This window comes from Peptoniphilus indolicus (genome assembly GCF_900454665.1).
GTDB classification, from domain to species: Bacteria; Bacillota; Clostridia; order Tissierellales; family Peptoniphilaceae; genus Peptoniphilus; species Peptoniphilus indolicus.
Genome location: NZ_UGTH01000001.1, coordinates 1,974,776 through 1,988,073 on the forward strand (window position 1 = coordinate 1,974,776; position 13,298 = coordinate 1,988,073).

The following is a 13,298-nucleotide window of genomic DNA, read 5'->3' on the forward strand; positions in this document are numbered from 1 at the left end:
TTCATAAATTTCATGTGCTAAACCTTGGTTTTCTATTTCTATTTTTATCATAGTCTTTGCAAAAATGGATTGTAGATTTTTTCAAAACCTATTTGAGTTTCTTGTCCATGACCTGGTAAAACTAAAATATTGTCATTTAAATTAGTTAGTTTTTTCAATGAGCTCATTAACGTATCGTAATCTCCTCCAGGTAAATCAGTTCTACCTATTGAACCATAGAACAATGTATCCCCTGAAATTAATATATCATCTATTAATAGACAAACTCCACCAGGAGTATGCCCAGGAGTTTCCAAAACTCTTATATCTCCTCCAGAAAAATTGATAATATCTCCTTCAGAATAATAATGTTCAGCTTTTAAATAAGAATTTATTCCTAGCATTCTATTTAATTCCTTAGATCTTCTTTCTAACATTTCTTCATCATTTTTAGAAATGTAAGCCTCTAGTCCAAAATGGTTTCTAACTTCGTCTAAAGCTCCAAAATGGTCTGGATGTGCATGAGTTAAAAGTATTTTTATTGGCTTTAAATTATTGTCTTCTATAGCTTTAATTATCTTTTCAGCCTCTGCTGCTGGGTCAATTATTATAGCTTCTTTGTTTGAAAAAAGAATATAACAATTCGTTGCATATGACCCAAGCGTAAGTCTTAGTATTTTAAACTTTCTCTCCATATATTAAAATTCCTTTCTACTATCTAACAAAATAGTAACTGGGCCATGGTTTAGAAATTCAACATCCATATCTGCACCATATTTTCCACTCTCTACCTTTATAGAATCTTCCTTAAGCTTTTCTATGAATTTATTGTAGAAATTTATTCCTGAGTCAAATTTTGCCGCTCTTACATATGATGGTCTATTCCCTTTTCTTACATCACCATATAAAGTAAATTGACTAACTACTAAAATTTCACCATTAATATCTTTTATACTTAAATTCATTACTCCATTTTCATCATCAAATATTCTCAAATTGGTAGTTTTTTTATAAATATATTCAAAATCTTCATCAGTATCTTCTGCCTCAATACCTAATAAAATTAATAAGCCATATCCTATTTTGCCTATAGTATTTTCTTCAACTTCTACTGACGCTCTTTTTACTCTTTGTATAACTGCCCTCATAATTATGCCTTCATTCTATATACGTCTAATACGTGTTCTATTCGCTTTATCTTTTCAATAAGTCTTGATAATTCTTCTATTGATTTTATTTCAACAGTTATTGTAACAAATAAATCTCCATCTTTAGTTCTGGCATTTAAAGCCGTCATACTCAATTTAGAATCATTTATTCTATTTGCTACATCTCCTATTACATGGGCCTTATCAAGTGCTCTAACTTCAAATTGAGCACTATAACTATCTCCTTCTTTAGTATCCCACTTAACCTCTATAAATCTTGGGTCATTTTCTATATCAGAAACATTTGTACAATCTCTTCTGTGGACAGAAATTCCTCTACCAAAAGTGATGTATCCCACAATATCATCACCAGGAACAGGATTGCAACACTTAGCAAATCTAACTTTTAAATTATCTACACCTTCAACAACAACCCCGCCTTTGGCAATTCTATTAGGCTCAGTTTTTAAAGGTATATCTTCTAACTTATCATTTTTATGCTCAACATTATAGAAATCTTTAATTCTAGTCATTACTTGAGCGACTGTAACTGTTCCGAAGCCTATTGCCGCGTATAAATCTTCAACTGAAAGTAAATTAATTTTCTTTCTAATTTCTTCTAGCCATTCTTCCTTTAAAACTTCAGGAGGTCTATACCCTAATTTTTTTACTTCTCTTTCTAAAGATTCTTTTCCTCTTTCAATATTCTTTTCTCTATCTTTAATTTTAAAATATTGATTTATCTTTTTCTTGGCCTGTGGACTTTTTACAATCTTTAACCAGTCATGCGAAGGTCCTGAATTAGGATTTGTGATAACTTCTATTATATCGCCGCTCTTTAACTTATAATCTAAAGATACAATTCTCCCATTAATTTTTGCACCTGTACAAGTATTTCCTACTTGAGAGTGTATTCTATAAGCAAAATCCAAAGGTGTAGAACCCTCAGGTAAATTTATTACATCTCCTTGAGGTGTAAATACAAATACTTCATCAGCAAAGAAATCCACTTTTAAAGTTTCCATAAAATCATTAGGGTCACTTAAATCTTTTTGCCATTCTAAAAGTTGTCTTAGCCATGTTAAATTTTCATCAAAACTTGTACTCTTTGAAACACCTGCCTTATATTTCCAATGTGCAGCAATACCATATTCAGCTGTTTGATGCATTTCATAAGTTCTTATTTGTACTTCAAAAGTCTCTCCATGATTGTCAATTACTGTTGTATGCAATGACTGATATTTATTAGGCTTTGGCATTGCTATATAGTCTTTAAACCTACCCGGGATAGGTTTCCAAAGAGTATGAACAACACCTAAAACTCCATAACAATCCTTAATATCCTCTACAAGAACTCTAACTGCCGATAAATCATATATTTCTTCAAAATTTTTGCCTTTATACTCCATTTTTTTATAAATAGAATAAAAGTTCTTAGGTCTACCATTTATATCCGCAACTATCCCTAATTTTGTTAAATTTTGTTTTAATTCCGCTATAATCCTATTTATTAAGTCTTCTCTTTCCTGTCTTCTCTTGTTTACCATGTCTACTAATTTATAGTATTTGTCCGGATCAATATATCTTAAAGATAAATCTTCCAATTCCCATTTTATCTTGCTCATACCAAGTCTATCAGCAATAGGAGCATAAATTTCTATAGTTTCAAGAGCTTTTTCATGTTTTTTAGTGTCAGTCATATACTCTAAAGTTCTCATATTATGAAGCCTATCAGCTAGCTTAACAATGATGACTCTAATATCTTTCGCCATAGCCAATACCATTTTTCTAATGTTCTCGGCTTGCTTTTCCTGCTTATTTTTATAATTTAATTTTTTTAATTTAGTTACTCCATCAACTAAGTAAGCTATCTCAATACCAAAATTTTTTTCCACATCTTCAAAAGTTACTTCAGTATCTTCAATAGTATCATGTAACAAACCAGCTATTATAGTTGGAGTATCCATATTCATTTCAGCTAAAATCATAGCAACATTCAAAGGATGTATTATGTAGTCTTCCCCTGAATTTCTCTTTTGTCCTTCATGATTTTTTTTCGCTATTTCAAATGCCAATCTTATTTGTTCAAAATTTGCATTTGGATTGTAAAATTTAATTTTTTCTATTAGTTTATCAATCATACTATCACCAATCTATAACTTCTTTTTGCTAACTCTCATACTAGAAATACGAAGTTCTATATTTTTTACACCTCTAAATTCATTTATAACAGGATTGTATACTAAATCAACTAAAATACTGTTATTTTTATTGTCCACTAGCTTATAAACTTCATCTATTAATCCTAATTCATTACCAAGTTCAAATATAAATTCTTCAACGGTTTTAAAATAGAGTCCCTTCCTGACATTTTTGCCATCAGATACATCAAATTTTAAGACATTTTTATTTTTACCCAGAACAGAAAAATTGAAAATTTTTAAATTTAAACTTGCAAATATAGGTTTAGGATTGCCATTTCCATAAGGCTTTAATATCTCTAAATCAGAAATCATATTAAAATTTACATCCTCTAATGGAACTATACTATCTATATATATTTTTTTTACTAAATCTTCTTTTGATAAATTAGAATCATTATTCACATCTACAATAAAATCTTTTAGTCTATCCTCATCAATACTAAGTCCACAAGCCATTTTATGTCCGCCAAAAGCCCTGAACCTGTCCTTGTATTTTTCCAAGTTTTCAAACATATTATATTCTTCTATGCTTCTTCCTGACGCTTTAAGAAAGTTTCTGCTCTTTGTAAACACCAGTGTGGGTCTATTGTATTTTTCTTTTATTCTACCAGCTATAATTCCTATTATAGATTCATCAATTGAAGTTTCTTTTACCATTAAAATCCTAAGTTTTTTATCTAACTCATATTTTTCTATTAATTCATCTACTTTTAAATATCCTTCTTCAGTAAGTTTTTGTCTTTTCTGATTTAATTCTCTGAGCTCTTTTGCCATTACTATGGCTTGAGAATAATTACTCTCTAAAAACAATTCCAAAGATAACTCTGCACTTTCTAGCCTTCCGCTAGAATTTATAGTCGGTCCAATTATAAATCCAATATGATAAACATCTAAATTTCCTTCTATTTGACAAACTTCTATCATAGCTTTTAATCCAATATTTGATGTTTCATTAAGCTTTTTAATTCCTTCAGCGACTATATTTCTGTTTTCATCAACTAAACTCATTACATCGCAAACTGTTCCTATAGTTGCAAAAGGTAAAAATTCATTCATAAATTCTTCTTCATCTTTACCGTTTATAACATATAGTTGTTGAATTAACTTAAATGCAACAACAGCACCACATATACCATTAAAAGGGTATTTAGAAGAACTTCTCTTCGGATTAATTATCGCTATAGCAGTTGGCAACTGTTCAACACCATCTACATATTGAACTTCATGATGGTCTGTAATTATAACATTAATTCCTAAATCATTAGCATGATCTAAAGCTTTCATAGCCGCTATCCCGTTATCACAAGTTATTATTAAATCAATTCCATCATTTTTAGCATAATCTATTATATTTTCATTAATTCCATATCCATCTTCCACTCGATGAGGAATCTTATAATCGACATTTGCCCCAATATTTCTAAGACCTTTACACAATATAAATGTAGATGTAACTCCATCCACATCATAATCTCCCACAATTCTTATTCTTTTCTCTTCTCTTATATTTTGCATTATTAAATTCGTTGCCTTTATCAAATCAGGCAACAAAATAGGAGAGTGCAGATTTGAAATATCAGGATTCAAAAAAGACTGCACATTTTCTGCAGTACCCAATTCTCTATTTGATAATATTTTCTTCATATAATTTGATAAATTTAAATTATCAAAACTTATATCAGATTTTCCACTTTTTATAAACCATTTTTCCATAATATCACCATTTTCATGTCTTAAAGTATAACATATCTACAATTTAAAATCACTATTTGTGTCAGATAAAACAATTTCAGGTTTATATTTCAAATATTTTAATTAAATATTTGAAATTTTACAATGAAATAAAGGTCCTATAATAAATTATAGAACCTCTAGCTTATTCATTTTCATTTGCAAGAACTGAAATTGCACATTCAATTCTCTTTTTTTCCATTTCACAACCTATTTTATAAGGTTTTTTCAAATTATTGTTTGCATAATGTGAATTGGCATGGCATCCACCACTACAATAATATCTAGCCCAGCAAGTTGGACAATCATCTTTAGTAAATACATTAGAACATTTAAATTCATCTCTTACCTTTATATTATCTATTCCTGTATTTACATTACCTAACTTAAATTCCTCTTCTCCTACAAATTGGTGGCATGGGAATATATCTCCTTCTGGTGTCACAGCTATATATTCACTACCTGCACCACAGCCAACTGTTCTCTTTATAACACATGGCCCCCCTGATAAATCTATCATAAAGTGGAAGAACTTAAAGTCCGGGTCATCTTTTCTAATTTCTAGATAATCCCTACTCATTTTTTCATATTCATCAAGAATTTTTTGAAGATGTTCTTCTCTTATCGCATAAGGTTGACTTTCTTCTGTTACTACAGGCTCAATAGAAGTAGATTTAAATCCTAATTTATAAAATTCTCTTAAATCTTCTGAAAAATCTAAATTTTCGCTAGTAAAAGTTCCTCTTATATAATAATCTTTATCTCCTCTAGCTTCTATTAATTTTTTAAATTTAGGAATGATTACATCATATGAACCTTTGCCAGATATTGTAGGACGCATATGGTCATTTATTGACTTCCTTCCATCTAAAGATAGAACTACATTTGACATATTCTCATTTATAAAGTCAATCTTATCATCATCTAACAATACTCCATTAGTAGTTAAAGTAAATCTAAAATTCTTATTATATTTTTTTTCTTCTTCTCTTCCATATTTTACTAAAGCTTTCACTAAATCAAAATTCATAAGTGGTTCCCCACCAAAGAAATCAACTTCTAAGTTTGTTCTATTTCCTGAATTTTGTAATAAAAAGTCTAAAGCTTTTTTGCCAGTTTCTTCATCCATTAAAAGTCGTTCGCCCTTAAAATCTCCTTGAGATGCAAAACAGTATCTACATCTTAAGTTACAATCATGGGCAACGTGTAAACACATAGCTTTTACTATATTTTGTGGATTGTAAACTGGTGTCTTTATATTTAAATCCTCTGCGAATAACATTTCATTTTCTATCAAATAATCTATTTCAGAAATAGCTTCTTCAATTTTTTCATCTGTGTATTCATTAGAGAATTGTTTTCTTATTCTTTCATATGAGTTGTCTAAATCTTGTGTTTCTACAAAATCTATTGCATTATATACTAACTCATCTACAATGTGTACGGAGCCACTAGCTACATCCAGTACAATATACTTTCCATTTAAATAAAATTTATGAATATCTCTCATTTTTTCCTCCAAAGTTAAATAGGGTTGTTTCCAACCCTATTTTGCTTCGTTTTCACACTTTTGATTACCAACTGTACAAGAAGTCTTGCAAGCTGATTGACATGATGTTTGACATTCGCCACATCCGCCTTTTTCATAAGTATCTTTAAGTCTCTTGTTTGTAAGAGTTTTTACGTGTTTCATAAGTACCTCCTATTATTCTGCTTTATTAGAAGCTAACGAACCAATTCCCCACTTCATAATATCAAGTCTTGTCTTTGTAGATGAAGTTTCAATTACTACGTAGTCTTCTTTGACTAGCAATACTTTTCCCATAATGCCGCCAATTGTGATGACATCGTCTCCGATTTTTATGTTATTTCTCATACTTTGGATCTCATTTTGTTTTTTCTTTTGAGGTCTTATCAATAAGAAATAAAATACTATCATCATAAGTATAAGAGGTCCAAATGTTACTAACATTGTACTAGAATCTTGCATGTTTCTCTCCTCTCTTATTTATTATATCCATATTTTCTATAAAAGTCATCCTTAAATTCTAAGAAATAATCTCCCCTTATAGATTCTCTAATATCTTCCATTAATTTTATTAAGAATCTCAAATTGTGAATTGTGGCAAGTCTTAAGCCTAATATTTCATCAACATTAAAGAGATGTCTTATATAAGCTCTTGAATAATTTCTACAAGTATAACAATCACATTCCGGGTCAAGTGGTGAAAAATCTTCTTTGTATTTTGCATTTTTTATTACCAACTTACCATTTGAAGTCATTACAGTTCCATTTCTTGCAATACGAGTAGGTAATACACAATCTGCCATATCTATACCTCTCTCAACTGCTTCAAATAGATAGTCAGGAGTGCCAACTCCCATCAAATATCTTGGTTTGTCTTGAGGCATGAATTCAGTAGTATGGTCTAATATCTCATTCATCAACTCAAGAGGCTCTCCTACACTTAACCCTCCTACTGCATATCCTGGAAAATCCATAGCAACTAAATCTTTAGCAGAAATTTCTCTTAAATCTTTATACATTCCACCTTGAATTATACCAAATAAAGCTTGGTCCTCTCTCTTATGGTGTGCCTTACACCTTTCAGCCCAACGCGTAGTTCTCATCATTGAGTCATAGATATATTCATAGCTTGAAGGATAAGGTGCACATTCATCAAAAGCCATTATTATGTCTGAACCCAAAGTATTTTGTATATCTATAGAAACCTCTGGTGAGATGAATTTTTTAGAGCCATCAATATGCGACCTAAATTCGACACCTTCTTCACTAATCTTTCTATTTCCACTCAAACTAAATACTTGAAATCCACCACTATCTGTCAATATAGGTTTGTCCCAATTCATGAATTTATGAAGCCCACCAGCTTTTTCTATTATATCCATTCCCGGCTTTAAAAATAAGTGGTATGTATTAGACAATATTATTTGAGCCCCTAAGTCTTTAACTTCTTCTGGAGTCATAGTTTTTACAGTTGCTCTTGTACCAACTGGCATAAATATAGGTGTTTCTATTTCTCCGTGTGGAGTTATTATTTTCCCAAGCCTAGCTTTAGAGCCCTTAGATGTTTTTTCTAATTCAAATTTAAACATATATCTCCTATCTTATAAACATTGCATCTCCAAAGCTAAAAAATCTATATTTTTCTTTTACAGCTTCTTTATATGCATTTAATATTATTTCTTTTGATGTAAAAGCAGCAACCAACATTATCAAAGTTGATTCCGGTAAATGAAAATTAGTTATCAGTGCATCCACAATTTTAAATTCATATCCTGGATAGATAAATATATCTGTATCTCCAGAACCAGAAACTAACATTTCTCCATCGCAAGCACTTTCCAACGTTCTTATAGATGTTGTTCCAACCGCTATAATTCTTCTACCTTCTTTTTTCGCATTATTTATTTTTTCTGCCGCTTCCTTAGTTACTACATAATGTTCTGAATGCATTTTATGCTCATCTACATTATCTACTTTGACTGGTCTAAATGTCCCAAGTCCAACATGTAAAGTAACTTCTACTATTTCTATACCTTTTTCTTTTAACTTTTCTAAAAGTTTTTTTGTAAAATGTAGTCCAGCTGTCGGAGCAGCACTAGAACCATTATATTTTGAATAGACTGTTTGATATCTATCTTTATCTTCAAGTCTTTCTGTAATATATGGTGGCAGGGGCATTTCTCCAAGTTTATCTAGAATATTTTCAAATATACCCTCATATTCTAATTTTATAAATCTATTGCCATCTTCCGAAATATTTACAATTTCACCTTTTAGTTTATCGCTAAAAATTATTTCAGTGCCTATTTTAGCTTTTTTACCTGGTTTAACTAAACATTCCCAAGTATCATTTTTATGATTTAATAAAAGAAATTCAATAAGTTCTTCTTTGTCTTTTCTGTGACCATATATTCTAGCAGGGATTACTCTTGTATTGTTAATTACAAGCACATCACCACTATTTAGCTCATCTATTATGTTATAAAAATGGTCATGCTCTATATTCCCATTTTCTCTATTTAATTTTAATAATCTCGAATTAGTTCTATCTTCCAATGGATGTTGAGCTATTAACTCCTTTGGAAGATAGTAGTTAAAATCTGAAGTTTTCATTTCTCTCTTTTCTATTTTACTAATGTAGTTCCAGGGAAATAAAATTGAAGAATTTCTTCATATCCTTTCCCTTCTTTTGCCATATTTACTGCGCCATACTGACTTAATCCAACTCCATGACCATAACCTTTGCCGTTAAAAACTATATCATTTTCAGTTTGGACTGCATATAATGTACTCTTCATCTTTGCTGCTCCTAAAAAACTTCTAAGTTCACTAGCCTTTATATTGTAGGTTTTATCCCCTAAAATTTCCAACTGTTTTACTCTACCGGAGCTGTCAATTTCTAAAATATTTATACTATATATATCTGTTAATGGATACTTACTCTTTATCTTGTTTATAAATTCCTCTTTAGAAAATTTTAAACTCCATTTATAATCATCAGAATAAGGGTCTTCTTTTCTCTTCAAATATGAATAATCTCCGCCCCACACTTCTTTCGCATCAGCTATTACTCCTCCAGAAGATGCTCCAAAAATAGCAGATATCGGTTTTGAATTTATAGCTAAATACATCCCTTTAGTTTCATCTACTGCTTTTGTAGTTTTTTCATGTTCTGAACTTTGACCTCTATATACTTGAGAAGATGTTGTATCAGTTAGGTTATAACCTTTTTTGATATACTTATTTTTGTTTGACATCGCAAAAGTTCTTGATGTTATAGCTTGAGTCTTTAAGGATTCCATAGGATGAGAATAGTCTAATTCATTATTAACTACTCCCTTTAAATAATCCTCTAATTCTATATAATTGATTGCATTTAATTTATTGTTTTCTACTTCAAAATGAAAATACCCTCTGTACTTATTTTTAAGTTTTATATAGCTTTCACTTGATAGTTTAAATTCACCCTTTGCAGGAAAATTTTCTGATAAAACTTTATCTCCTGACTTTAAAATAATTTTACCATCTACAAATTCTGCACTTATATTTTTTACACCTAAATCATGAATTTCATTTAAATCCTTATCCACTAAGTGAAAATTTTTATCTGATGACAGTTCAAACTTATTCGCTGAATTTCCTATTTTTATTTCGAAATAATTATCTTCAGCATACGCCTTCGCCGGCAAAATAAAAATTAAAGCTAAAATTAAAAACAATCTTTTCATATAAAACTCTCCTGTTCTTTATAATCCAACCCAAAGTGGTCGTAAGCTAATTTAGTTACCACTCTTCCCCTTGGCGTTCTATTTATAAATCCTATTTGTAGTAAATATGGTTCATATACGTCTTCTATGGTTATTCTCTCTTCATTTACTGAAGCTGCTATGGCATCAATCCCCACTGGTCTACCTTGAAAATTACTTATCATGGTCATTATGATTTTTCTATCAAGACCATCCAATCCATAACTGTCAATTCCCAAGAGATTAAGTCCTTTTTGAGCAACATTTTCTGTTATTACTCCACTTTCTCTTACTTCAGCATAATCTCTTACTCTCTTTAACAATCTGTTTGCTATTCTTGGAGTTCCACGAGACCTCTTTGCTATTTCTATTGCACCTTTTTCATCTATCCCTATGTTTAGAATTCTTGCAGAACGCATTATTATTTCCTTTAGAGAATCTAAATCATACATTTCAAGATTTAATATTACCCCAAATCGATCTCGAAGAGGAGAAGTTAACTGTCCGGCTCTTGTTGTAGCACCAATCAAAGTGAACTTTGGTAAATCAAGCCTTATAGATCTGGCAGACGGTCCCTTCCCAACTATGATATCTAAAGCATAATCTTCCATAGCTGGATACAATATTTCTTCTACTGTTCTATAAATCCTATGAATTTCATCTATAAAGATTACATCATTTTCCTCAAGATTTGTTAAAATACTTGCTAAGTCTCCCGCTTTTTCTATCGCCGGTCCACTAGTAACTTTTATATTTACTCCCATTTCATTAGCAATTATATTACTAAGTGTTGTCTTCCCAAGCCCGGGAGGACCACTTAACAACACATGGTCTAATGGCTCATGTCTATTCCTCGCTGCCTCTATAAAAATATTTAGTTTTTCAATTACTTTATATTGACCTATGTATTCATCTAATTTTTTAGGTCTTAAACTATTTTCTACAATAGCATCTTCGTTCCCAAATCCTGGTTCCACTAACCTATTGTTCTCCATAAATTCATCCTTACTTGCCTAAATTCTTCAAGGCATACTTTATTTGTTCAGATATACTTATCGATTTATCCACTCTTGACAGAGCCATTTTCGCCTCATAACTGTTATATCCTAAAGAAACTAAGGCATCTATAGCCCCATCATTATCAACAACTGATGATACACTTTCTATTTTCATATTGAAATTATATTTTGCTATTTTATCTTTCAATTCCAAGACTATTCTTTGTGCAGTTTTTTTGCCTACACCAGGAGCCTCTGTTAAAATATTTGAATCTTCAGCACTAATTGAATATACTATATTATCCAACGATATAGCTGATAAAATTCCAAGTGCAACCTTTGGCCCCACAGATGAAACAGATGTCAATAAATCAAACAGTATTCTACTTTCTCTTGTCAAAAATCCATATAGTGTCAAACTATCTTCTCTTACTATCAAACGTAAAAAAATCTTATACTGCTTATGACTTAGTTCTGTAATTTCTTTTTCTGACATGTACAAAACATATCCAAAATCATTCGTTTCTAATATACAGTGATTTTCGTTTATCTCAACTACTTCACCTTTTATAAAATCAAACATTATTCCATCCTAAATAATTCTTTAAATTTAACTGAAGACGAGTGCGTTATTGCAACAGCCAAAGCGTCTGCCACATCATCTGGCTTAGGGATTTTACTTAAACCAAGTATCATCTTTACCATTTCTTGCACTTGTCTTTTTTCTGCTCTACCATATCCAACAATTGCATCTTTTATTTGTAAAGGCGTATATTCATAAATTTCATCAACGTGTAACTTAACTGCTAAAATTTCCACTCCTCTTGCTTCTGCAACTTGTATGGCTGTTTTCGTATTTTTATTAAAAAATAATTCTTCAAATGCTATATCATTCGGTTTGTATTTTTCTATTAAATATGTTAACTCTACATAGATTTTCTCAAGTCTTTTTGGAAATGTCAAATCTTTATCAGTTGTAATAGTTCCATAAGTAACAGGCTTTAAACTATTCCCAATTACATCTATGATACCATATCCGACAATTGCATAACCTGGGTCTATTCCTAATATTCTCATAATTTATCCTATAAAAAAAACTAAGATCACTCTTAGTTTTTTATTCATTAAATACTCTACAAATTCTATAGATACAAATTTTTATTTATATCTCTTTATAACTTGATCATTAATGCCTTCCCAATAAGCATTTTCAAAAATTCTTATTCCATCTAAGTATAGGAATCTGACGATTTTTTTATTCAATCCCTTTAATTCTCTTCTTGTCAAATTAGAATTGGTTTCTTTAAATTTTTTACCACCGTCTAAGTTAAATACTAACTGCTTATCAACATGAGCATTTAAATTATAAACTTTTCTCTTTAAAACTTTTAAATTGAATTTAAAAACTAAATCATATATTTGCTTCTTTACGTTTGAATCATTTTTAAAATCATTAAGAACTTTAGCTTTTAATTCAAGAATCTCAGGTTTTAAAATTTCTTTATTAAATAACTTTTTCATATTGTATAATTCTTCAATTGTAAAATATTTACAAGTCATTATTTCAAGAAGATTTACAGATTTTTTAGCGTTTATTCCAGATCTATATCCCTCAAGATATACATATAATTCAAATCTATTTACATCATCATGTATAAGACTACTTAAATTATTAGCTATTAAATCTATACCTTCTTTATCCTTCAAAAACTTTAATATATCTTTTTTTAAATGCTTTAAAGATATATATGTCGGGCATATGTTATTAACAGATTCCTCAATTTGATAAATATTGAGAAGTATGTTTAGAGATTCAGAGTCATTATCGTATAAAAACTTTTCAATCAAAAATCTCTTGACATCTTTTAAACAAAATTTATAATTCAATTGTTCTCCATTGATATAAAGTTGCTCCATTAGTTTCCTCCAGATAATATCATTATACAATATTTATCATCTGTTGT

General features: G+C 30.1%; 14 protein-coding genes. All 14 read right to left on the reverse strand.

From position 1 onward, the window contains the following. Positions 1-47: 47 nt before the first annotated feature. On the reverse strand, positions 48-674 hold the full coding sequence (locus tag DYE58_RS09540; protein ID WP_004821626.1) for an MBL fold metallo-hydrolase: 627 nt from the start codon (positions 672-674) through the stop codon (positions 48-50). 3 nt (positions 675-677) lie between these two features. Then, positions 678-1,127 carry a D-aminoacyl-tRNA deacylase gene (gene dtd, locus DYE58_RS09545; protein WP_004821627.1) on the reverse strand — a complete coding sequence of 150 codons (450 nt, stop codon included), beginning with the start codon at positions 1,125-1,127 and terminating at the stop codon, positions 678-680. Positions 1,128-1,129: 2 nt separating this feature from the next. Continuing rightward, on the reverse strand, positions 1,130-3,268 hold the full coding sequence (locus tag DYE58_RS09550) for a RelA/SpoT family protein (RefSeq protein WP_115312253.1): 2,139 nt from the start codon (positions 3,266-3,268) through the stop codon (positions 1,130-1,132). A gap of 12 nt (positions 3,269-3,280) precedes the next feature. Beyond that, a complete protein-coding gene (gene recJ / locus DYE58_RS09555) occupies positions 3,281-5,044 on the reverse strand; it encodes a single-stranded-DNA-specific exonuclease RecJ (RefSeq protein ID WP_115312254.1) in 1,764 nt (587 codons plus the stop codon). Positions 5,045-5,207: 163 nt separating this feature from the next. Continuing rightward, on the reverse strand, positions 5,208-6,572 hold the full coding sequence (gene scfB / locus DYE58_RS09560) for a thioether cross-link-forming SCIFF peptide maturase (RefSeq protein WP_004821636.1): 1,365 nt from the start codon (positions 6,570-6,572) through the stop codon (positions 5,208-5,210). 36 nt (positions 6,573-6,608) lie between these two features. Then, positions 6,609-6,755 carry a six-cysteine ranthipeptide SCIFF gene (gene scfA, locus DYE58_RS09565; protein ID WP_004821637.1) on the reverse strand — a complete coding sequence of 49 codons (147 nt, stop codon included), beginning with the start codon at positions 6,753-6,755 and terminating at the stop codon, positions 6,609-6,611. Between the two features lie 12 nt (positions 6,756-6,767). After that, the gene (gene yajC / locus DYE58_RS09570) at positions 6,768-7,052 is read right to left on the reverse strand and encodes a preprotein translocase subunit YajC (protein WP_115312255.1); all 285 of its coding nucleotides are present in this window, start codon (positions 7,050-7,052) and stop codon (positions 6,768-6,770) included. Positions 7,053-7,066: 14 nt separating this feature from the next. After that, the gene (gene tgt, locus DYE58_RS09575) at positions 7,067-8,179 is read right to left on the reverse strand and encodes a tRNA guanosine(34) transglycosylase Tgt (RefSeq protein ID WP_004821641.1); all 1,113 of its coding nucleotides are present in this window, start codon (positions 8,177-8,179) and stop codon (positions 7,067-7,069) included. Positions 8,180-8,186: 7 nt separating this feature from the next. Then, complete coding sequence (gene queA, locus DYE58_RS09580) at positions 8,187-9,203, reverse strand: tRNA preQ1(34) S-adenosylmethionine ribosyltransferase-isomerase QueA (RefSeq protein WP_004821643.1); 1,017 nt, start codon at positions 9,201-9,203, stop codon at positions 8,187-8,189. An 11-nt stretch (positions 9,204-9,214) separates the two neighbouring features. After that, a complete protein-coding gene (locus DYE58_RS09585) occupies positions 9,215-10,318 on the reverse strand; it encodes a SpoIID/LytB domain-containing protein (RefSeq protein ID WP_115312256.1) in 1,104 nt (367 codons plus the stop codon). Further along, the gene (gene ruvB, locus DYE58_RS09590) at positions 10,315-11,331 is read right to left on the reverse strand and encodes a Holliday junction branch migration DNA helicase RuvB (RefSeq protein WP_004821649.1); all 1,017 of its coding nucleotides are present in this window, start codon (positions 11,329-11,331) and stop codon (positions 10,315-10,317) included. The genes DYE58_RS09585 and ruvB overlap by 4 nt, the downstream gene beginning before the upstream one ends. 10 nt (positions 11,332-11,341) lie before the next feature. After that, positions 11,342-11,917 carry a Holliday junction branch migration protein RuvA gene (gene ruvA, locus DYE58_RS09595; protein ID WP_004821651.1) on the reverse strand — a complete coding sequence of 192 codons (576 nt, stop codon included), beginning with the start codon at positions 11,915-11,917 and terminating at the stop codon, positions 11,342-11,344. Next, a complete protein-coding gene (ruvC, locus tag DYE58_RS09600; RefSeq protein WP_004821652.1) occupies positions 11,917-12,411 on the reverse strand; it encodes a crossover junction endodeoxyribonuclease RuvC in 495 nt (164 codons plus the stop codon). The genes ruvA and ruvC overlap by 1 nt, the downstream gene beginning before the upstream one ends. An 81-nt stretch (positions 12,412-12,492) precedes the next feature. Then, on the reverse strand, positions 12,493-13,251 hold the full coding sequence (locus DYE58_RS09605; protein WP_004821654.1) for a hypothetical protein: 759 nt from the start codon (positions 13,249-13,251) through the stop codon (positions 12,493-12,495). Positions 13,252-13,298: the final 47 nt, after the last annotated feature.